This window comes from Agrobacterium fabrum str. C58 (genome assembly GCF_000092025.1).
GTDB classification, from domain to species: Bacteria; Pseudomonadota; Alphaproteobacteria; order Rhizobiales; family Rhizobiaceae; genus Agrobacterium; species Agrobacterium fabrum.
Genome location: NC_003062.2, coordinates 2,362,259 through 2,384,060, shown reverse-complemented (window position 1 = coordinate 2,384,060; position 21,802 = coordinate 2,362,259). Strand labels below are relative to the sequence as shown.

22 protein-coding genes are annotated in these 21,802 nt (G+C 61.0%); 19 read left to right on the top strand and 3 right to left on the bottom strand.

The features are described from left to right. Positions 1–180 precede the first annotated feature (180 nt). The 19 genes from urtB (at position 181) to aidB (ending at position 15,591) form a co-directional block, all read left to right on the top strand. On the top strand, positions 181–1,794 hold the full coding sequence (gene urtB, locus ATU_RS11760; RefSeq protein ID WP_010972307.1) for an urea ABC transporter permease subunit UrtB: 1,614 nt from the start codon (positions 181–183) through the stop codon (positions 1,792–1,794). Continuing rightward, on the top strand, positions 1,791–2,969 hold the full coding sequence (gene urtC, locus ATU_RS11755; RefSeq protein WP_010972306.1) for an urea ABC transporter permease subunit UrtC: 1,179 nt from the start codon (positions 1,791–1,793) through the stop codon (positions 2,967–2,969). The genes urtB and urtC overlap by 4 nt, the downstream gene beginning before the upstream one ends. A 4-nt stretch (positions 2,970–2,973) precedes the next feature. Next, positions 2,974–3,735: an urea ABC transporter ATP-binding protein UrtD gene (gene urtD / locus ATU_RS11750; RefSeq protein ID WP_010972305.1), complete on the top strand. Its 762-nt coding sequence runs from the start codon at positions 2,974–2,976 to the stop codon at positions 3,733–3,735. A gap of 193 nt (positions 3,736–3,928) precedes the next feature. Further along, positions 3,929–4,624 (top strand): urea ABC transporter ATP-binding subunit UrtE, encoded by a 696-nt coding sequence (gene urtE, locus ATU_RS11745; RefSeq protein WP_010972304.1) that lies wholly within the window; start codon positions 3,929–3,931, stop codon positions 4,622–4,624. Positions 4,625–4,878: 254 nt separating this feature from the next. Continuing rightward, on the top strand, positions 4,879–6,135 hold the full coding sequence (locus tag ATU_RS11740; RefSeq protein WP_010972303.1) for a CE1 family esterase: 1,257 nt from the start codon (positions 4,879–4,881) through the stop codon (positions 6,133–6,135). Then, on the top strand, positions 6,039–6,893 hold the full coding sequence (locus tag ATU_RS11735; RefSeq protein ID WP_035256001.1) for an urease accessory protein UreD: 855 nt from the start codon (positions 6,039–6,041) through the stop codon (positions 6,891–6,893). Before ATU_RS11740 ends, ATU_RS11735 begins: the two co-directional genes overlap by 97 nt. Before the next feature lie 106 nt (positions 6,894–6,999). Beyond that, positions 7,000–7,302, top strand: a complete 303-nt coding sequence (locus ATU_RS11730) for an urease subunit gamma (RefSeq protein WP_010972301.1) — start codon at positions 7,000–7,002, stop codon at positions 7,300–7,302. A 9-nt stretch (positions 7,303–7,311) separates the two neighbouring features. Next, positions 7,312–7,569: a DUF1272 domain-containing protein gene (locus tag ATU_RS11725; RefSeq protein ID WP_010972300.1), complete on the top strand. Its 258-nt coding sequence runs from the start codon at positions 7,312–7,314 to the stop codon at positions 7,567–7,569. A gap of 22 nt (positions 7,570–7,591) precedes the next feature. Then, entirely contained in the window at positions 7,592–7,897 is a 306-nt protein-coding gene (locus ATU_RS11720; RefSeq protein WP_010972299.1) for an urease subunit beta, read from the top strand. A gap of 1 nt (position 7,898) precedes the next feature. Beyond that, the gene (locus ATU_RS11715) at positions 7,899–8,255 is read left to right on the top strand and encodes a GFA family protein (RefSeq protein ID WP_010972298.1); all 357 of its coding nucleotides are present in this window, start codon (positions 7,899–7,901) and stop codon (positions 8,253–8,255) included. A gap of 9 nt (positions 8,256–8,264) precedes the next feature. Continuing rightward, entirely contained in the window at positions 8,265–8,684 is a 420-nt protein-coding gene (locus ATU_RS11710) for a lysozyme inhibitor LprI family protein (RefSeq protein ID WP_010972297.1), read from the top strand. A 5-nt stretch (positions 8,685–8,689) separates the two neighbouring features. Next, positions 8,690–9,334, top strand: a complete 645-nt coding sequence (locus ATU_RS11705) for a hypothetical protein (RefSeq protein WP_035255857.1) — start codon at positions 8,690–8,692, stop codon at positions 9,332–9,334. A gap of 4 nt (positions 9,335–9,338) precedes the next feature. After that, a complete protein-coding gene (gene ureC, locus ATU_RS11700) occupies positions 9,339–11,048 on the top strand; it encodes an urease subunit alpha (protein ID WP_006315008.1) in 1,710 nt (569 codons plus the stop codon). Between the two features lie 11 nt (positions 11,049–11,059). Next, positions 11,060–11,725, top strand: a complete 666-nt coding sequence (locus ATU_RS11695) for a TIGR02117 family protein (RefSeq protein WP_010972295.1) — start codon at positions 11,060–11,062, stop codon at positions 11,723–11,725. Positions 11,726–11,880: 155 nt separating this feature from the next. Continuing rightward, entirely contained in the window at positions 11,881–12,417 is a 537-nt protein-coding gene (locus ATU_RS11690) for a peroxiredoxin (RefSeq protein WP_010972294.1), read from the top strand. A 316-nt stretch (positions 12,418–12,733) separates the two neighbouring features. Then, positions 12,734–13,219 carry an urease accessory protein UreE gene (ureE, locus tag ATU_RS11685; RefSeq protein ID WP_035255861.1) on the top strand — a complete coding sequence of 162 codons (486 nt, stop codon included), beginning with the start codon at positions 12,734–12,736 and terminating at the stop codon, positions 13,217–13,219. A gap of 3 nt (positions 13,220–13,222) precedes the next feature. Further along, on the top strand, positions 13,223–13,894 hold the full coding sequence (locus ATU_RS11680; RefSeq protein ID WP_035255866.1) for an urease accessory protein UreF: 672 nt from the start codon (positions 13,223–13,225) through the stop codon (positions 13,892–13,894). A 257-nt stretch (positions 13,895–14,151) separates the two neighbouring features. Next, positions 14,152–14,763: an urease accessory protein UreG gene (gene ureG / locus ATU_RS11675; RefSeq protein ID WP_010972291.1), complete on the top strand. Its 612-nt coding sequence runs from the start codon at positions 14,152–14,154 to the stop codon at positions 14,761–14,763. Between the two features lie 3 nt (positions 14,764–14,766). Beyond that, positions 14,767–15,591 (top strand): AidB family quorum-quenching N-acyl homoserine lactonase, encoded by an 825-nt coding sequence (aidB, locus tag ATU_RS11670; protein WP_010972290.1) that lies wholly within the window; start codon positions 14,767–14,769, stop codon positions 15,589–15,591. Between the two features lie 72 nt (positions 15,592–15,663). On the opposite strand, the gene ATU_RS11665 is transcribed toward aidB, so the two are convergent. The 3 genes from ATU_RS11665 to ATU_RS11655 all read right to left on the bottom strand — a co-directional run bounded on the left by ATU_RS11665 (position 15,664) and on the right by ATU_RS11655 (position 21,226). Next, positions 15,664–16,353, bottom strand: coding sequence for a Crp/Fnr family transcriptional regulator (locus tag ATU_RS11665; protein WP_006315015.1), 690 nt, complete (start codon positions 16,351–16,353; stop codon positions 15,664–15,666). A gap of 345 nt (positions 16,354–16,698) precedes the next feature. Beyond that, the gene (locus ATU_RS11660) at positions 16,699–20,019 is read right to left on the bottom strand and encodes an efflux RND transporter permease subunit (protein ID WP_010972289.1); all 3,321 of its coding nucleotides are present in this window, start codon (positions 20,017–20,019) and stop codon (positions 16,699–16,701) included. Positions 20,020–20,032: 13 nt separating this feature from the next. Beyond that, positions 20,033–21,226, bottom strand: coding sequence for an efflux RND transporter periplasmic adaptor subunit (locus tag ATU_RS11655; protein ID WP_010972288.1), 1,194 nt, complete (start codon positions 21,224–21,226; stop codon positions 20,033–20,035). Positions 21,227–21,802 lie beyond the last annotated feature (576 nt).

Here is a 21,802-nt window from a genome sequence, read left to right as displayed (position 1 = left end):
GGGAGATCGACTCGTGGCGAGGCCCCGCATTTCTCTTCGGTAGAGATAGAGCGATGCGAGCGCACCTTGCCGATCTCCCTCCTTGTGGGGGAGATGCCCGGCAGGACAGAGGGGGTGAGCCGCATATTCCAGCAGCGCCAAAATAAACGCCCCATCGCAAACCGCTCCAAGGACCCTGACATGACGATCCGATCTTTTCTCGGAGCCATCTTCCTCTGGTTCACCATGGGGATCGCAGCCCACGCCGTCGCGCAGAGCGATCCGAAGGCGCTGATTGACCAGCTTGGCACGGCTGATTTCAAGCAGGCCGAAGTGCTGATCGGGCAGATCGCCGCAACGGGCGATGCGCGCGTCGTTCCAGCGCTGGAGGCTTTCGCGGCGGGCGATCTTTACGTGCGCAAATCCGACAATCTCGTCTTCATGACCAAGCCCGCCGGCTCCGATTTCACGCTGATCGACCCGCTGACGGGTGAAAGCGCCGGCTCGGCGCCCAAGGCTGCCGTCACCAAGATCAGGGTCAACAATAATCTTCGCCGCGTCATTCGCGCCGCGATGGGTGGCCTGACGCTGCTCAGCCCGGAACGCGCGGTGCGGCTTTCCGCCGCCGATGCGGTTCTGAAAGCCCCCAGCGCCGAAAATCTGGAATTGCTGGAAGCGGCCATATCAAAGGAAACCGACAATGAGGTGCGGACCCGGATGGAGGAGGCGCGGGCTGTCTCGCTGCTCTCCTCCGACCGCCCCCTCGAGGTGAAGAAAGAAGCGATCGCCACCATCAAGAAGCTCGGTGGGCGCGATGCGATCAGCATTCTCATGGCGGCGACGCCCTCGGTCGATCCGAGCCTGAAGCCTGATGTGGACGAGGCGATTTCCAGCATCGAGAGCGCACTGGCCTTCTGGGATTATGCGCAGAATGTCTGGTATGGCCTGTCGCTCGGTTCCGTGCTGCTGCTGGCCGCCATCGGCCTTGCCATCACCTTCGGCGTGATGGGCATCATCAACATGGCACATGGCGAGATGGTGATGATCGGCGCTTACTCCACCTTCATGGTGCAGGAAGTGATCCGCAGTCACTTCCCCGGCCTGTTCGACTGGTCGCTGGCGATTGCCTTGCCAGTCGCCTTTCTGGTGACAGGTTTTGTCGGCCTCGTGATGGAACGAGGCGTCATCCGCTTCCTCTACGGGCGGCCTTTGGAAACGCTGCTCGCCACCTGGGGCATCTCGCTGATGTTGCAACAGGGCGTACGCTCCATTTTCGGCCCCACCAACCGGGAGGTTGGCAGCCCCGGCTGGATGTCCGGCTCCTTCAGCGTCGGTTATCTCAATTTCACCTGGAACCGGGTGTGGATCGTCTGCTTCTCGCTGTCGGTGTTCTTCGCGCTGCTGGTGCTTCTGAAGCGCTCCGCCTTCGGTCTGCAGATGCGCGCCGTGACTCAGAACCGCCGCATGGCCTCCTCCATGGGCATTCGCACGCCCTGGGTGGATGCCTTCACCTTCGCGCTCGGTTCAGGCGTTGCCGGGCTTGCCGGCGTTGCGCTATCGCAGATCGACAATGTCTCGCCCAATCTCGGCCAGAGCTACATCATCGACAGTTTCATGGTGGTGGTGTTCGGCGGCGTCGGCAATCTCTGGGGAACGCTGGTGGGTGCATTGTCGCTCGGCGTGCTCAACAAGTTCCTCGAGCCGACGGTGGGCGCCGTGCTCGGCAAGATCCTCGTGCTCGTTCTCATCATCCTGTTCATCCAGAAGCGGCCGCGCGGTCTCTTCGCACTCAAGGGAAGGGCGATCGAAGCATGATTACCGGCTTCCTCCTGCGCGCGCTCGATCGCCGCATTTCCATCGCCATCGGCATCATCCTGGCCATCGCCGTCCTGGTGCCCGCCTCCAACCTGCTTTTGCCGGAGGGCAGCGCGTTCCGCATCCCGACCTATATCATGTCGATGCTGGGCAAATATCTGGCCTATGCGCTGCTGGCCCTGGCGCTTGACCTGGTCTGGGGTTATTGCGGCATTCTTTCGCTCGGCCACGCCGCCTTCTTCGCGCTTGGCGGTTATGCCATGGGCATGTATCTGATGCGGCAGATCGGCACGCGCGGCGTGTACGGCCATCCGGTGCTGCCTGACTTCATGGTGTTCCTCAACTGGAAGGAGTTGCCGTGGTTCTGGCACGGCTTCGACATGTTCTGGTTTGCGGCGCTGATGGTGCTTGTCGTGCCGGGGCTGCTCGCCTTCGTGTTCGGCTGGTTCGCCTTCCGCTCGCGCGTCAACGGCGTTTACCTCTCGATCATCACCCAGGCCATGACCTACGCTCTGCTGCTTGCCTTCTTCCGCAACGACATGGGTTTCGGCGGCAATAACGGCCTCACCGATTTCAAGGATATCCTCGGCTTTTCCGTGCAGGCGGATGGCACCCGCGCCATGCTGTTTGCAATGACGGCCGCGATGCTGGCGCTTTCTCTGCTGATTGCGTCGGGTATCGTCAATTCCAAATTCGGCAAGGTGCTGGTGGGCGTGCGGGACGCCGAAAGCCGGGTGCGCTTCCTCGGTTTCCGGGTGGAAAACATCAAGCTCTTCACCTTCGTCGTGTCGGCGATGATGGCGGGTGTTGCCGGTGCGTTGTTCGTGCCGCAGGTGGGCATCATCAACCCCGGCGAATTTTCTCCCGCCAACTCCATCGAGGTGGTGGTATGGACGGCAGTCGGCGGGCGCGGCACGCTGATCGGGCCGATCATCGGCGCGCTGCTGGTGAATGGCGGCAAGAGCTATTTCACCGGCGCTTTTCCCGAATTCTGGCTGTTTGCGCTGGGTGGGCTGTTCATCGCGGTGACGCTGTTCTTCCCCAAGGGCATCGTCGGCACAATCCAGCATTATCTGGCCGGGCGGCGCGAGAAGCGTGTCGCGCGGGCAGCGGCGGCGGCCAAGCAGCCGGGCAACGACAGTGCGGCAACGGCCGCGCAACAGGCGGCGGAGTAAGCCCATGAACACGGTTTCCGAAAACAGAACCAAAAGCCTGCTTTATCTCGATGGCGTCTCGGTCTCCTTCGATGGCTTCAAGGCGCTGAACTCGCTTTCTTTCGTCGTCGAGCCCGGCGAGCTTCGCGCCATCATAGGCCCGAATGGCGCCGGCAAGACAACGATGATGGATATCATCACCGGCAAGACGCGGCCGGATACCGGTACGGTGTTGTTCGAGGACAGCATCGATCTCACCAAGAAGGACGAGGCGGATATTGCCCAGCTGGGCATCGGTCGGAAATTCCAGAAGCCGACCGTGTTCGAAAGCCACACCGTCTGGGACAATCTGGAACTGGCGCTGAACCGCAAGCGCGGTGTCTTCGCCACGCTGTTCTACCGGCTGACGGAGGAAGACAAGGCACGCATCGAGGAAATCCTCGCCACCGTGCGGCTTGGCCACCGTCGCGGCGATCTCGCGGCCAATCTTTCGCACGGTCAGAAACAATGGCTTGAGATCGGCATGCTTCTGGCGCAGGAGCCGAAGCTGCTGCTGGTGGATGAGCCGGTGGCGGGCATGACGGATGCGGAGACAGCCGAAACCACCGTGCTTTTGAAGGAAATCGCCAAGACCCGTTCGGTGGTGGTGGTGGAGCACGACATGGGCTTCATCCGCGAACTGGGCGTGAAGGTGACGTGTCTCGCCGAAGGTTCGGTGCTGGCGGAAGGGTCGATTGATTTCGTGTCGAGCGATCCGAAGGTGATCGAGAATTATCTGGGGCGGTGATGGTGGTGTTTGCGGTTTTACCCCCCTCTGCCCTGCCGGGCATCTCCCCCTCAAGGGGGGAGATCGGCAAGTCGCTAACACCCTGCCCAAAAAGCGAGCGGGTGCGGCATCTGATCTCCCTCCTTGAGGGGGAGATGCCCGGCAGGGCAGAGGGGGGTAACGCCCCCCACCGAAGCATCAATGGAGTAACACCATGCTGACAGTCGAAAACATCAACCTTCACTACGGCGCGGCGCAAGCCCTGCGCGGCGTGTCGTTGAAAGCGGAGATGGGCAAGATCACCTGCGTCCTCGGCCGCAACGGCGTGGGCAAAAGCTCGCTGTTGCGCGCCGTCACGGGTCAGCAGCCCACCAGTGCCGGCTCGATCAGCTTTGATGGTGCGCCGCTTGACGGGCTGGCGCCCTATCACCGGGCCAAACGCGGTGTCGGATATGTGCCGCAGGGCCGTGAAATCTTTCCGTTGCTCAGCGTTCAGGAGAACCTTGAAAGCGGTTATGCGCCGCTGCCGCGCAAGGAGCGTTTCATTCCCGACGATATTTTCAGCCTGTTTCCGGTGCTGCAATCGATGCTGGGCAGGCGCGGTGGCGATTTGTCCGGGGGACAGCAGCAGCAACTCGCCATCGGCCGGGCGCTGGTGACGCGGCCGAAAATCCTCGTTCTCGATGAGCCGACCGAGGGCATCCAGCCGTCGATCATCAAGGATATCGGCCGGGCGATCAAATATCTGCGCGATTCCACCGGCATGGCGATCCTGCTGGTCGAGCAATATCTGGATTTCTGCCGTGAGCTTGCCGACTATGTCTACATCATGGACCGCGGTGAGATCGTGCATGAAGGGCTCGCCGAGACGCTGGATACGCCCGAAGCGCGGCGTCATCTGACAGTATAATCGGAGAGTAAAAGCGCTGCGCGCCGATCACGGCGTGCAAACGGCCGATTAATATTTTGAAAGCCTATGCGCCTCTGCATGGCTTTTATGCGCAATTTTAGCATTTCGTTGAATAAAAGCCTGTGATATTGGCAGCGCATATGCTGCATGCGAGACACAGGAAAAGTCTATTCGCACGCCGCGACAGTTGATCCCTTACATTCCATGCACCTCCGACGTATCGTTGGAGACATAGTGCCAATAAAGGCGTGTCAATGCATCAAGACTTTGCAACTGGCCGGGCTGCCCGGCTGTTCCGCTCCGCCCGCACCCTGGTTCTCGGCCTTGCGATGTGCGCGAGCGCCGGCGTCGCAGCGTCGGCATCGACCTGCGGCCAGCTTCCCGGACCTGGCATGGAGCCGGGCCGGCATGATTTTTCCATTCTCTCCAACGGTGAGAAACGCGACGGCGTCTATTTTGTTCCATCGGCCTATGATGGAAAAAAGCCGCTGCCGGTCGTCTTTGATTTCCATGGCTCCAACAGCAACCCGCATGGGCAGCTGAACCGCAGCGGCTGGGACAAGCTTGCCGAGCGCGACGGCCTGATGGTCGTGGCGCTGGCCGGTAGCCTCAATGGCGAATTGCCCGGCACCCATGCCTGGAACGTTCCCGGTGTCACCAAACGTCCGGGCGGGCTGGATGAAGTCGGCTTCATCCGCGATGCCATCACCATGGTGAAGGGCAAGTTCTGCGTGGATGAGGAGCGCTTTTACGGTTCCGGTTATTCCGGCGGCGGGCGCATGCTGTCGCAATTCATCTGCAGCGGCAACGCGGATTTTAACGCTGCCGGTTTCGTCGCTTCGCTCCGCGCCGGTTATCCGCTGGAGACTGAAGGCAGGTGGGGACCGGATGCGGCAAGCTGCAAACCGGCGCGGCCGATGTCGATCATTGCATTTGCCGGTCTGAAGGATCCGGCCAATCCCTATCAGGGTGGTGGCAAGTCCTATTGGCAATATAGCGGCGAGACGGCGCTGAAGCGCTGGGCCGAAATGGACGGCTGCAAGGGCGGCGCAAAAACCAAGCCGGGTGAGAGTTTTACCGTTAATTCCTATGACGTCTGCAAGGCTGGCGCGCGTATTCAGTCCTATGTCATCGAGAACTGGGACCATGCCTGGCCGCGCGCCACCATGAAGGCGGAAGTGCTGGCCGCGAGCGCCGTCGTCACCCGCAAGCCGGGCGGCGAGCAGACGCCGAAGGCTGAACCTGCCGTGGAGCGCAAGATGCCCACAGGCGAAGTGACGCGCACAGTTGATGCGGCCGAAAGAATGTGGGATTTCTTCCGCAACACGGAAGGACAGATGGTGGTGGACGCCGTCGTCAAGAAGGATTGCGGCACCAAGGCCAATTCCGCTTCCGCAAGCGCTTCGGAGACCGCGTGCAGTCAGAACAGCAAGCCATCGGCGCTTCCGGTTGTGAAGACGCTCAACAACCTGTCCGGCAGCAGCGCGCCCGTGGCAGAGGACGCATTGTAACCAAGGCGGTTGAAGGGCGCAGCCGGCTGGACGAGTTGTTCCAGGAAGGCTGTGCCAAAATCCGCCTGCCGGACACGTTTTCGAACGAAGCCGAGGCCATTCTCATCAATTCCTCCGGCGGGCTGACCGGCGGAGACGACATAGAATGGCAGGCCACAGCCGGTGCCGGCACCTCGCTTGTCGTGACCACGCAGGCCTGCGAAAAGGTCTACAAGGCATCATCGGGCACAGCCACGGTTACCGCCCGCATTTCCGCCGGGCCGGGCGCGAAACTGCACTGGCTGCCACAGGAAACCATCCTCTTCGACCGGGCATCGCTCAACCGCCGGCTGGAGGCCGATCTCGACCAATCCTCCGAATTTATCGCTGTCGAAGCCGTGCTGCTTGGCCGCCAGGCCATGGGCGAGGCGATGACACACGGGCTTTTCCGTGACCGCTGGCGCATTCGCCATGGGGGCAGGCTGGTGCATGCGGAAGAATTGCTGCTTGAGGGCGAGGTGGCGGAGTTGACCGCGAAACCGGCGGTGCTGGCCGGTCAGGTGGCGTTCGCCACGCTGCTTTACATCGGGCCTCTCTCCGAGGCGCTTCTGCCTAAAATCCGGGCTATTGCCGGTGAAAGCGGCGGGGCCAGCGAATGGCAGGGCAAGCTTGTCGTGCGTGTGTCAGCCGCAGACGGTTTCTCCCTCAGAAAATTGCTTTTTCCGATCATTTCGCTCTTGCGAAACGGCGCGCCAGTGCCGAAAGTCTGGAATCTGTAAACCCTTCGGATCGTCGGCAACCGGCGTCCTTCGGGGTCTGTCAAATGTCGGATCTGATCTCCCGCAAACCTGCTTTGCGGAGCAGATGCCAAGCTGCGGGACGACGATGAATCTTAGCCCAAGAGAAAAAGACAAGCTGCTGATTTCCATGGCCGCCATGGTGGCGCGCCGCCGACTGGAGCGCGGCGTGAAGCTCAACTATCCCGAAGCGATTGCGCTGATTAGCGATTTCGTCGTCGAGGGCGCCCGTGATGGCCGCGCCGTTGCCGATCTGATGGAAGCCGGTGCGCATGTCATTTCCCGCGATCAGGTGATGGATGGCATTGCCGATATGATCCATGATGTGCAGGTGGAAGCGACCTTCCCCGACGGCACCAAGCTGGTGACCGTTCACGAACCGATCCGCTGAGGGGATGATATGGCGCTGGAGCTTCGGCCCAATTGCGAATGTTGCGACCGTGATCTTGCGCCCCATAGCCGGGATGCGATGATCTGCTCGTTCGAATGCACCTTTTGCGCCGATTGCGCGAGCGACGTGCTTCACGGTGCCTGCCCGAATTGCGGCGGCGAACTGGTCCGCAGGCCGGTCCGCCCGGCGGCAAAACTCGTTAACAACCCAGCGTCGACACGGCGCGTCCTGAAGGCCGAAGGCTGCGCAGCCGCGACTGCCGCCTGAGACAGAAATTAAGGGGAGCCCCATGAAGCCAGGCGAAATCATTGCCGCAGAAGGCACCATCGAACTTAATGCCGGCCAGCCGACGGTGACGATCGAGGTGGCCAATTCGGGCGACCGGCCGGTGCAGGTGGGTAGCCACTATCATTTCTTCGAGACCAATGCCGGTCTCCTCTTCGATCGTGACAAGGCGCGCGGCATGCGTCTCGATATTCCCGCCGGCACGGCGGTGCGTTTCGAGCCCGGCCAGAAGCGGGAAGTGACGTTGGTGCCGCTATCCGGCAAGCGCGAGGTTTACGGGTTTCGTCAACAGATCATGGGGAGGTTATGAAATGGCGACGGCGCATTATCATGGAAGCTGCCAGTGCGGCAGCGTCAGCTTCGAGGTCGATGCCGATCTCGATCATACCGTCATCTGCAATTGTTCGCGCTGCAAGCGCCTTGGCTCCACGCTCGCCTTTGCGCCGCGGGAGAAATTCACCCTGCTTTCCGGCGAGGACAAGCTGAGCGAATATCTCTTCAACAAGCACAAGATCCATCATTTTTTCTGCTCCACCTGCGGCATTGAAAGCTTTGCTTATGCCGATGGGCCTGACGGCACGCCGATGGTGGCGGTCAATGCCAATTGTCTTGATGGTGTCGATCCGCGGGCGCTGAAATCGCAGGCTTTCGATGGCGCGGCGGCTTGAGAGATGGCGATGAACCCGCAAAATTTCCGCTTAGTAGGCGCGGCACTGCTGTTTCTGACAGGCGGCGCGGCAAGCGCGGCGCTTGCCGAGGAAGCGCCCGATTGCAAGGCGCCGCAGACGCAGGCGGATATGACCATCTGCGCCGGCAAGGACCATGAAAAGGCCGACAAGGAGTTGAACGCCGCGTATCAGAAGCTTCGCAAGCAGCTTGCCGAGCGCGACAAGACGGCCGACGCAAGCGGCAAGGGTGCGAACGATGCCTTGGTGATGGCCCAGCGCGCATGGGTGGCTTTTCGTGATGCCAATTGCGCGCTTGCCGGTTTTCAGGCGCGCGGCGGCTCGATGGAGCCGATGCTGATCGCCTCCTGCCTCGCCGACATGAGCAGCAAGCGCGCCGACGAATTACGCCAGCTCTCGGAAGGTTTCTGAACGGCATGGGGCGGCGGATCATGATTGTCGGAAACGGGGAGCTGCCGCCGGGTGTGGCTGGTTTCATCGATCTTTCCGACCTCGTCATCCGTTTCAATGATTGCCGGTCGCTGGGTGCCGGTGGCAGGCGCACGGATGTGGTGGCCGTCTGCAATACCGGGCGGCCGGGCCACGAGATGACGCAAGGCCGTGACTGGCGCGAAAGCGACGGTGTGCGGCAGGCCTCCGCCCTATGGTCGGTGCGCGATCCCGCCAAGTTTTCAGAAATGGAGCCGGGCATCCGCGCGCGCTGGCCGGAGCTGACCGATTTCTGCGTCGATTATACCGCCGGTTTTGCGGCAATCGCCGCAGAAACCAGCAAAAGCCATATCGTCATTCCACGCGACGTGCATGAGCGCCTTGATAAGGCGCTCGCGGCTCATGCGCCAGCGCCCTATGTCTGCCCCAGCACCGGCCTTGTTGCCATTGCCCATGTTCTCGAGAGTGTGAGCGGTGATGGTGATGAGGTGGCGATTGCCGGTTTCAGCCACCAGGGCTGGAGCGGCCATCCCTTTGCTGCCGAACAACAACTGGTCGATACCCTCTCAAACGAGGGCCGGCTGGCACGAATTTCTCCCACATCGATTTTCTCCGCGTCCCAAGGAGCCTGAACCCATGCCTTACAAGATTTCCCGCGCCGCTTATGCCGGCATGTTCGGCCCGACCGTTGGCGACAAGGTGCGGCTTGCCGATACCGAACTCTTCATCGAGATCGAGAAGGACCACACGACCTATGGCGAGGAAGTGAAATTCGGCGGCGGCAAGGTCATTCGCGACGGCATGGGCCAGAGCCAGGCAACGCGGGCCGAAGGGGCTGTCGATACCGTCATCACCAATGCCGTCATCGTCGACCACAGCGGCATCTACAAGGCGGATGTGGGCCTGAAGAACGGCCGCATCCACGCCATCGGCAAGGCTGGCAACCCGGATACGCAGCCGGGTGTGACGATCATCGTCGGCCCCTCGACGGAGGCAATTGCCGGTGAAGGCAAGATACTAACCGCCGGCGGCATGGACGCGCATATCCATTACATCTGCCCGCAGCAGATCGAGGAAGCGCTGATGAGCGGCGTGACGTGCATGCTGGGCGGCGGTTCGGGCCCCGCGCATGGCACGCTCGCCACCACCTGCACCGGCGCGTGGCACATCGAGCGCATGATCGAAAGCTTCGACGCTTTCCCGATGAACCTCGCACTCGCGGGTAAAGGCAATGCCTCGCTGCCCGCACCGCTGGAAGAAATGATCCTTGCCGGCGCTTCCTCGCTGAAGCTGCATGAGGACTGGGGCACGACACCCGCCGCCATCGACAATTGCCTGACGGTGGCCGATGAATATGATGTGCAGGTGATGATCCACACCGACACGCTGAATGAAAGCGGTTTCGTCGAAGACACCGTCGCCGCCATCCGGGGCCGCACCATCCATGCCTTCCACACCGAAGGTGCGGGTGGCGGGCACGCGCCTGATATCATCAAGGTCTGCGGCAACCCGAACGTCATTCCGTCCTCCACCAACCCGACGCGGCCCTATACCGTCAATACACTTGCCGAACATCTGGACATGCTGATGGTGTGTCATCACCTGTCGCCGTCCATTCCTGAGGATATTGCCTTCGCCGAAAGCCGCATCCGCAAGGAAACCATTGCGGCGGAAGATATTCTCCACGATATCGGCGCGTTTTCGATCATCTCGTCGGACAGCCAGGCCATGGGCCGCGTGGGCGAAGTGGCGATCCGCACCTGGCAGACCGCCGACAAGATGAAGCGCCAGCGCGGCCGTCTGAAGGAGGAGACGGGCGAAAACGACAATTTCCGGGTGCGCCGTTACATCGCCAAATATACCATCAACCCGGCCATTGCCCAGGGTGTCAGCCACGAGATCGGCTCGGTCGAAGTCGGCAAGCGCGCCGATCTTGTCTTGTGGAACCCGGCCTTTTTCGGCGTGAAGCCGGAAATGGTGCTGCTTGGCGGTTCGATTGCGGCAGCCCCGATGGGTGATCCGAATGCCTCCATTCCCACACCGCAGCCGATGCACTACCGGCCGATGTTTGCCGCCTACGGCAAGCTGCGCACCAATTCCTCGGTCACTTTCGTGTCGCAGGCGTCGCTGGATGGTGGCCTTGCCCAGCGCCTCGGCGTTGCCAAGAAGCTGCTGGCGGTGAAGAATGTGCGTGGCGGCATTTCCAAGGCGTCGATGATCCACAATTCGCTCACCCCGCATATCGAGGTCGATCCCGAGACTTATGAGGTGCGCGCGGATGGCGAGTTGCTGACCTGCGAACCGGCGACTGTGCTGCCGATGGCGCAGCGTTATTTCCTGTTTTAACGGACGTCGCGTTGAGAACTGTCCTCAGATGGATCGGCAGCGGCTTGCTGCTGGTGGTCCTGCTTCTCGTGCTCGGCACCGTGGTGCCGCGCCCTTTTTTCGCCGATGAGGCAAATGACGCGAAGGATCGCGAAATCCTGCTGTTGTCGAACCCGATCCATACGGACATCGCCCTGCCTGTCGATGACGATCTGCGGCGGGTCTTTGCCGAATTGCAGGAGGGCGGCATTGCGGTCAATCATCCGGCGGCGGCCACTCTGGTGTTCGGCTGGGGCGGCCGGTCGTTTTACATCCAGACGCCCACCTGGGCCGATCTGAAACCGATGCCGGTATTGCGCTCGTTCACGCTCGACAGTTCCGTCATGCATGTGGATGTGACCGGGGATTTTCCCGCCGATCTGGCCGGGGTAAAACGCCTTCGCATTTCCGAAGCGGGGTATCAGCGCCTTATCGCGGGCATCAGTGCAAGTTTTGTCAGGCAGGACGGCAGGGTTCAGCTGGTTCCCGGTGTCGCCTACGGTCTGACCGATGCGTTTTTCGAGGCGAATGGCTGGTTCAATGCGCTGGCCGGCTGCAACACCTGGTCAGCTGCCATGTTGCGGCAGGCTGGTATCCGAACGGGCTGGTGGACACCCTTGCCACCGCTGTTGCGCTGGTCGGTAGACCTGCACAATTGATCCCCAATTCCGTGCGGCCATTTCGCGTATTTGGCGGCTGAAATCCTTTTTTTATGCTGCACTGCAATGCATCTTGCGCTATGGAAACGATAAAAGAATTCCGCGCGGATCGATCCCAAGCGAGCCGCGTAAAATGCCAGAACAGGAGACAAGACATGCTCGGCAAAAAAGTGCCCGCCGTAACTTTCCGCACGCGCGTTCGTGACGAGGCCGTTGGCGGCCCGAACCCCTTCCGTTGGCAGGACATGACCTCCGACGACTATTTCAAGGGCAAAAAGGTCGTGCTGTTTTCGCTGCCCGGCGCTTTCACCCCGACCTGCTCGACCTATCAGCTTCCCGATTTCGAAAAGCTGGCAGGCGAGTTTCGCGCGCTCGGCGTCGATGAGATCTATTGCCTTTCGGTCAACGACGCCTTCGTGATGAATGCCTGGGCAAAGGGTCAGAACCTCGAAAACGTCAAGGTCATTCCTGACGGTTCGGGCGAGTTCACCCGCAAGATGGGCATGCTGGTCGCCAAGGACAATCTCGGTTTCGGCATGCGCTCCTGGCGTTACGCCGCCGTCATCAATGACGGTCTGGTGGAGCAGTGGTTCGAGGAAGAGGGTTATTCCGACAATTGCGAATCCGACCCTTATGGCGTTTCTTCGCCGCAGAACATTCTGGAAAACCTGAAAAGCCGCGCTGCGGCCTGATCTCGGTTTTCGTTTCTGGTGAAAGCCCGGCAGCAATGCCGGGTCACCTCTGGCCGCTGAGGCCAAAACCTCTCCTCCGTCATGCTCGGGCCTGTCCCGAGCATCTGCAACGGGTTGATTTTACGATAGGTGGTTGAATCCTCGGGACAAGCCCGAGGATGACGTCGCGTTGGAGGGAGCGTCCCTAATAATACGCATCCTTTCCGGAACTCTGCCGGATTTTTATATGCAGCGAGAATGCGCATCCGCCTTGAAATCCCCCCGCCTATCCGTCAAAAATCGTCTTCCCAAGACTGTTTCTGAAACGGATCATCCCATGCTGCGCGTCACCTCCTATCACCCCGCCGGAACCCCCGGCGATGAACCCTCCGGTTATGTCACGCTGGCGCATGACCAGCGGCATCTGCGCCGTAAGCTGCTGCATTTGCAGAACGACGAGATGGTGATGCTGGACCTGAAGGAAGCCGTCCTGTTTGCCCATGGCGATCTGCTGGTGGTGGAGAACGGCGATCTGATCGAGGTTCGTGCGGCGGATGAAAAGCTGTTTGAAATCAAGGCGAAGGATCGGCTTCACCTGATCGAGCTTGCCTGGCATCTGGGCAACCGGCATCTTGCCGCGCAGATCGAGGAAGAGCGTATTCTCATCCTGCGCGACCATGTCATCCGCGCCATGCTGGAAGGTCTCGGCGCCACCGTGCGGGATGTGGAAGAACCTTTTCAGCCGGCGCGCGGCGCCTATCACGCCCATGGCGGCCATTCCCATGATCACGGGCAAGGCCACCACCATCATGACCACGGCTGAGGCGTGAGCGCGGAAAGCGGCGTTGCCGCGCTGCTGCGGCTGATGGCCTGGCTGTCGCCGGCCTTTCCGGTTGGCGGTTTTTCCTATTCCGGCGGGCTGGAAAAGGCGGTCGAGGATGGGCGCGTGTGCGATGCCGCCGGGTTGGGCGGCTGGGTGGAAACGCTGCTGCGCCATGGCAGCCTGTGGAATGATGCGGTGTTTCTGGCGCATGCCTGGCGAAGCTCGCAGGATACCACGGCGCTCAGCGAAACGGCCAATCTCGGCCGCGCGCTGGCCGGTTCGGCGGAACGTTATCGTGAGACCGTGCTTCTCGGTGATGCCTTCATTGCCGCTGCCAGCGCATGGCCGCATGCGGTTCTGGAGCTATTGCCGAAGGAGGCTCCGTATCCCGTCGCCATAGGTGCTGTGGCGGCCGGACATGGAGTGCCATTGCGCGAGACGCTTGCCGCTTTTCTGCATGCCGGTGTTTCGCAGATCGTTTCGGCCGGCATTCGTCTTGGCGTCGCGGGGCAAAAGGATGGCGTCGCCATTCTCGCCGCAAGCGAGGCGGTGATCGAGGAAATTGCGGCGCGGGCGGCGTTATCAACACTCGATGATCTCGGCAGCGCCACCGTTATCGCCGATACGGCGGCGATGCGTCATGAAACCCAGGGCACGCGGCTTTTCCGCTCCTGACGGCGGCCCAATAAAGATCGATGGAGCGAGCGGGCGCTCCGTGTTTCTTCTCCCCGCCGGGGAGAAGTCCGCGGTAGCGGGATGAAGGGGGCGAGGGTGCGGTCTATCGCTGGCGTTGCCCCCTCATCCGACCCTTCGGGCCACCTTCTACCCCGGCGGGGAGAAGAAACTGGCGGCACGGTTCTTGCTTGCTCTTGAAGCGTTGGTCCAAGGCTTTACGGTAGGAAATACCAAAGCATGATGAAGGGAACAGAGTGATGAAATCGGGTAATGGTCCGCTGCGCGTCGGCATTGGCGGGCCGGTAGGTTCCGGCAAGACGGCGTTGACGGAAAAGCTCTGCAAGGCGATGAGCGGCGATTATTCCGTCGCCGTCGTCACCAATGATATCTATACCAAGGAAGATGCCGAGGCGTTGGTGCGCATGCAGGCGTTGCCATCCGAGCGTATCGTCGGTGTGGAGACAGGCGGTTGCCCGCATACCGCCATCCGCGAGGATGCGACGATCAATCTGCAGGCGATTGCCGGGCTTAATGCGCAGTTTCCCGATCTCGATGTTGTCTTCATCGAATCCGGCGGTGACAATCTCGCCGCGACCTTTTCGCCCGATCTTGCCGATATCACCATCTATGTGATCTCCGTCTGCCAGGGCGAGGAGATTCCGCGCAAGGGCGGGCCGGGCATCACCCGCTCGGACCTGCTGGTCATCAACAAGAAGGACCTTGCGCCTTATGTCGGTGCCGATCTGACTGTGATGGACAGCGATGCGACGCGGATGCGCAACGCCATGCCGTTCGTTTTTACCGATATGAAACGGGGCGATGGCGTCGATCGTATCGTCGGTTTCCTGAAAGAGCAGGGTGGTCTGTGAGCCATGAATGCACCGCTGCGTTTTGGCCCCTATGCCGTGTCCCGGTTCGTTGATGGCGTCTACAAGGCACCTGTCGGTCATCTCATCCACCGGCAGGGCGCGGTGGCGCTGGCTGCGGTTGTGGCCGGGCTCGAGGGCGAGACGGTGGATATGGATGTCAATTGTTTCGCGCTGTCGGGGCCCGATGGTGTGTGGCTGATCGATGCCGGTTGCGGCACGGCCTGGGGCGCTGCCTATGGCCATGCCCGCGCGGCGATGCTTGCCGCTGGAATTCAGCCTGATGATGTCAGTCGTGTCATCCTCACCCATATTCACGGTGACCACGCGCTGGGCCTCATCGATGGCGACCGGCCCTATTTTCCCAATGCGGAGATATGGGTGCCCGAGGCCGATCTTGCCTTCTTCACCAATGCCGATGCCCGCAAGACATTGCCGCCCGCCCGGCAGGGCGGTTTCGATCTTGCCGCGCGGCTGCTCGATATTTGCGGCGCCATGCTGCGGCCGATCCCCACGGGAACGGTTGCCGAGGATATCGAGGCGATCGCCATGCCCGGTCACACGCCCGGACATATGGGTTATCTCATCGGCAGTGGCGATGCGCGGCTGTTATTGTGGGGTGATGTGCTGCATGTCGGTGAATTGCAGGCGGCCGATCCTGAAATCGCTTTCGTTTACGATATCGATTCCGAGCTTGCCTACGCCACCCGTCTTGCGGCGCTGGCTGAAGCCGCCGATCATGGCTGGCTGGTTTCCGGCGGTCATCTCGGTGGTTTTTTCCACATCGAACGGCGGGGAGACAGCTTCCGCTTCGTGCCGCAGCCGGGCTGATTTTCCGCTTTCAGTCATGCAGAAGGGCGGCATGCCGGTTGGCATACCGCCCTTCATCCTCTCCCGGTGTTTTCAGATCTGCTTTAATGCCGCGACGTCATTAACCTGCACGATGCGGCCGCGCACCGTGACGCCTGACTTCTTCAGTGCCGAGAAAGCGCGCGACAGGGCTTCCGGGGCAAGGCCGAGCTTGCCGGCCAGCAGGCTCTTCTGGAAGGGCAGCCGCAGCGAAAAGGATGTCGCATCGCGCGGGCCCTGGTTGATGAGGTAATGGGCGACGCGTTGTGGTGCCGTCTGCAGCCGGTCGTTGGCGATGCAGTCCATGGTCGCCAGCAGGCTGTTGGAAAGGCAGCGCATGACGGCCTTGGCGATTGCCGGCTCCTGATCGATCAGGGTTCGGATTCTTGCCAGCTCGAAACGCGCCACTGTGCAGCTTTCAGCCGCCTGCGCGCTGTAACGATAGGTATCGCTGCCGAAGATCAGGCATTCGTTGAAGGTATCGCCGGGTCCGCTGACGCGCACATCCGCCTCACGCCCGTGCCGGTCCAGCCGATAAAGCCTGATATAACCCGATAGCACGCAATAAAAATGCTGCGCCGTTTCGCCTTCCTTGAAGAGGACGTGGCGGGCGTTGACATTGGTGATGGTCGCCGCCTCCATCATCTTCAGCGCGGCCGCGTCGTCGGCAACCCCGATCAGGGGTGCACGCAGCAGAATGTTCCTGTCCCTGTTGCTCAGCTTCACGGTCTTGTTCACGTCCATCCGGCTCCCGCTCAAACCTTTTGCCGGGCCGTCCGAAGCGATACGAAACCGGGGAAGTTCCTTCTCCCTCACGCCTATCTGCAAAGAACTCATCGCATTTTTCCTCGACCGGCAATTCCCGATGCGAGGGAGACTAGCAGTTCACCTGAAAAGCGAATTGATTTCGATCAAACAGGATTGCGGTCGTTATGTTGGGGGTGCGAGCGAGGGTGGCGAGATCGTGCATGCTCCGGAGCGCGAGGGGGGATGTGGAGCGCGCGAGGGCGGCATGGTTCTTCTCCCCGCCGGTGCGCCACAAGCAAGCCAAAATAAAAACGCCGGGCACGAGGCCCGGCGTTGCAACTTTCATTCCGCAGCAAGTGGTGGCAGCCGCAATATATTGCTGCCCTTGTCGCTGGCTTTGTCGCCGGTGCCCTTTTCCATGCTGGCCACCCGCGCCTCCAGCGAGGAGAGCGCCAGGCTATTTTCGTGCGCGATCTCCGAGAGTTTCTCGTTGGAGAGGGCCTCCTCCTCCACTTCTTTCTTGCCGACGAAGCGGCCGAAGAGGTGGGCGAGCAGGCGTGACACGTCGTCCATGATCAGGAAGAAGGCCGGCACCACGATCAGGGAAAGCACCGTCGAGACGATGATGCCGCCGATCACCGCAATCGCCATCGGCGCGCGGAACGAACCGCCTTCACCGACACCGAGTGCGGAAGGCAGCATGCCTGCCGACATGGCGATGGAGGTCATGATGATCGGGCGGGCGCGCTTGCGGCCTGCCTCCACCATGGCATGCACCCGTTCCATGCCGTGACGGCGCATTTCGATGGCGAAATCCACCAGCAGGATGGCGTTTTTCGTCACGATGCCCATCAGCATCAGAATGCCGATGAGGACGGGCATGGACAGCGCGTTCTGCGTGATGATGAGCGCGACTGCCACGCCGCCGATCGCAAGCGGCAGCGAGAACAGGATGGTGAAGGGCTGGATGACATCCTTGAACAGCAGGATGAGCACCACCAGCACCAGCATCAGGCCAAGCAGCATGGCGTTGACGAAGCCCTGCTGCATTTCGCCCTGCACCTTGGCGTCACCGCTTTCGGCAAGGCGGACGCTTGCCGGAAGCTTGGTCTCTGCCACGATGCGCTTGAACTCGGCCGTCGAGGTATCGAGCGCCGTGCCGAAAGGCACGTCAGAGCCGATGGAGACGACGCGGTTGCGGTCGTTGCGCTTGATCGAGCTTGGACCTTCGGAATAGTCGATGTCGGCAACGCTGTAGAGCGGCACCAGCGACCCGGAGGCGGTCTTGATCTTCAGCGCGCGGATGGTGGCGAGATCGCGGCGGGTATCGAGCGATGCCTGCACGCGGATCGGGATCTGCCGGTCGTCCAGCGAGATTTTCGTCAGCTGCGCGTCAATATCGCCGATGGTGGCGACACGCACGGTTTGCGAAATCTGCTGCGGCGTGATGCCGAGGCGGGCGATTTCATCCTTGCGCGGGCGGATCTGTAGTTCGGGACGGGGCAGAGCACCTTCCGAGCTGACATTGGCAAGGATGGGCGAGGCGCGCAGGCGGCTTTCGAGAATGCCGACGGCGTCGCTCAGGTCCTTCTCGTTCTTCGAGAGGAAGTTGAAGGAGAGCTCGCGTTCCGCGCGGTCGTTCAGCTTGATGATGCGCACATCGGGGATGCCGCGCACCTGCGCGAATATATCCCGCTCCACATCCCATTGCGGACGCGTGCGGCCCTTTTCCTCCACCTTCGGCAGATACTGGCCGATGAGCGGAATAGAGCCGAGACCCTTATTGACCACCAGCTTGAGCAGTGAATGGTCGATATGCTGGAGGAGAACGTTGACGGTAGCGCGGCGCAGCTCCAGGTCACCCTTGGGCGAGGCACCGCCGAGGATGAAGACGCTTTCCACGCCGTTGATGTCACGCAGGGCATGATAGATCTGCGTCGTCGTCCGGTCTGTTTCGTCAAGCGTCGCATTGGGCGGCAGTTCCACCGACAGCGTGACGCGAGAGGCGTCATCCGGCGGCAGGAAGCTGCCCGGCACCTGGGCCAGAAGCATGACGGAGGCGACGAGGAAGGCAATCGCGCCGACCAGCGTCAGATACCGCGCCCACCATTTGCGGGTGGTGGCGGTGACCATGCGCGTATAGGCCTTCATCAACCGGCCGTCATTGTCGTGGTGGTCGTCCATCGCATCTTCGGCGCGCATCAGATAGGCCGCCATCAACGGCGTGATGAGACGGGCGACGGCGAGTGAGAAGAACACCGAGAAGGCGACGGTGAGGCCAAACTGGATGAAGTATTGTCCGGGAATGCCGGGCATGAACGAGACGGGTACGAAGACCGCGATGATGGTGAAGCTGGTGGCGATGACGGCGAGGCCGATTTCATCCGCCGCTTCCAGTGCCGCGCGATAGGGCGTCTTGCCCATCTTGATGTGGCGGGCAATGTTCTCGATTTCCACGATGGCGTCATCCACGAGAATACCCGTGGCGAGCGTGAGCGCGAGGAAGCTGACGAGGTTGAGCGAGAAGCCCATGATGTCCATGATCCAGAAAGTCGGGATCGCGGAGAGCGGCAGCGCCACGGCGGCAATCAGCGTTGCGCGCCAGTTGCGCAGGAAGAGCAGGACCACGATGACAGCGAGGATCGCGCCTTCGATCAGCGTATCGAGCGCTGCCTTGTAGTTGCCATAGGTGAAATAGACGGCGTCATCGACCATCTGAATCGAGACATCAGGGTTGTTTTTGCGCACCTGATCGAGGCTTGCCGCCACGGTTTCGGCGACCGAGACCTCGCTCGCGCCCTTGGAGCGGAAGACCGCGAAGGTGACGGCGGGGTTGCCGTTGAAACGCGAGAAGGACTTCTGTTCCTGATAGGTGTCGGTGACCGTGCCGAGCTCGGAAAGCTTGACGAAACGCCCGTTGGAAAGCGCAATCGTGGTGTTGGCAAGCTGGCTCACATCGCGTGTGTCGCCGAGCGTGCGGATCGTCTGTTCGTTGCCGCCCACCTGGCCACGGCCGGAACCGAGATCGACGTTGGTGCCGCGCAGCTGGCTGTTCACCTCGGTGGCGGTGATGCCATAGGCGTCGAGCTTTTCGGGGCTCAGCGACACGCGCACCTCGCGGTCGGCGCCACCGTAACGGTCGACCTTGCCGATGCCGGACTGGCCCTGCAGCGAACGCTTGATCGTGTCATCCACGAACCAGGACAGTTCTTCCAGCGTCATGTTCGGCGAGGAGACGGCAAAGGTCTGGATCGCCTGTCCCTCGACGTCGATCTTGCTGACGACGGGCACTTCGATATCGGCGGGCAGATCGCTGCGGATCTTGTCGATGGCGTCCTTGGTGTCCTGAACCGCCTCTTCCGTCGGCTTTTCAATGCGGAAGACGACCGTCGTCGTCGACTGGCCGTCGACCACGGTGGACTGGATTTCATCTACGCCGCTGATGGCGGCGACGGCATCCTCGATCTCCTTTGTCACCTGCATTTCCAGCTCGGACGGCGAAGCGCCGCTCTGGGTCACGGTGACGGCAACGACGGGAACGTCGATGTTCGGAAAACGGGTGATCGGCAGGGTGTTGAACGCCTGCATACCGAGGATCATCAAAAGCGCGAAGCCGAGCAGCGGCGCAATCGGGTTACGGATTGACCATGCGGAAAAGTTCATTTCATTCCCTCAGTCAGTTGGACGCAGCCGTCTGGGCTTCCACCGGGTTTATCCGGTCACCATCACGCACGAATGCTCCAGCCTTCTCGACAACCTTGTCTCCAGCGGCAAGACCGCTGACAATCTCGATGAAACCACTGTCTTCTATGCCGGTCTCGATCTTCACCTGCTTGACGACGTCGCCTTCCACCTTGCGGGTGGTCGAGCCTTCACGCCCGGAGGTAACGGCCGAAAGCGGCAAAGCAAGCGCATTCGTCTCTTCGACGATGATCGCCGCGCTGGCATACATGCCTGAGCGCGCCGGGCTGTTTTCGGGCAGCACCACATGCACGGAACCGAGGCGCGTCGTCGGATCGACGGTGGGCGAGACGAGGCGCACCTTGCCCTCTATTTTCTCAGCTCCGCCGGCAACCGTCAAATAGGCTTTCTGGCCGATCTTCACCTTCTGGATATCGGTCTCGGACAGATCGGCGACGAGTTCGATCGCGCCATCCTTGATGACGGTGAAAAGCGGATTGCCGGCACCGCTGGCAATCGCGCCGACCTTCGCATTCTTGGCTGAAACGATGCCGGCAACCGGGGTTTTCACGCCCGTGCGCGTCAGCTTCAGATCGATATCGGCAATCTGCGCATCAACCACCTTGATGTCGGCTTCGCCGGCGGAAACGGCCTGGCGGGCGGCGTTGAGTTTGGCGGCGGCCACTTCGGCCTGGGCCTGGGTCTGTTCTACCTGCGAGACGGAGCCGGAGCCGCTCTGGCCGAGCTTTGCGGCGCGGTCGCGCTGGCGGTTCGCGTCATTGGCGCTCGCCTCCGCTTCCAGGACCTGTGCCTTGGCCTGTGCGACAGCAGCCTGCGCCTTGGCCTTGTTGGCCTCAAGCTGGCTTTTCTGAAGGATCAGACTGTCCGAGGAGAGGACGGCAAGGATCGCATTTGCTTCGACCCTGTCACCGATATCGACGTTCAGCGTATCGATCGACAGGCCGTCGACCAGCGGCTGGACATAGATTTCATCAACCGGACGGATGGTGCCCGTCGCGATGATGCGGTCGACGAGATCGCGTTTTGCGGCATGCGCAACGATGATGGAAGGCAGGTTCTGCTGTTTGACCGGTGCCTGCGCCTCTCCCTCGGCGGCTGCGGACAAGGGGAGCGCCGCTGCGGAAAGAAGAAGGAAAACAAAGCGGTTAAACGTGACTTTATGCTGCATGTGTCTTGGCTCGCGCAATATCCGCTCACATGTCCTGCAGGCTCGGGGCCGTGTCTCAAAAGGTCATGCGATGGCGAATGTGAAACAAGGGATCACAATACTTCCTTTTCGATCCTCCCGATTCAAACGCCCCTCAACGCGAATCTCAAGCACCTTTGCCTTGTGCTTTTTTTACAAGATCAAATCTGGCAGTCTTGTGGGCGGGACTGTAATTGTTGTTGTCGTACAAATCAATCCGCATAGCCGCTATGCTTGATATACATTTTTGTATAGCCGCAGATGTGCAATTCGTCAGATGGGTTACCAATGAAATAGGCGACGTGCTGATGCCTTCGCACTATCGGCGCAGTTTGCACAAGTGGCGTATTCTGGCAAAGCCCCAAAAGAAGAGCGTCGTCAGATGGGAAATCGAGTTGAGCCAACCTCGCCGACGTCATCCTCGGGCTTGTCCCGAGGATCTGCAACGTTGTGATTTTGTTGACGTGGTTAGATCCTTGGGACAGGCCCGAGGATGACGTCGGGAGAATTGGCACTCTTCATGCGAGTCATAAACCAGAACGCGCGGACCTCCCGCGC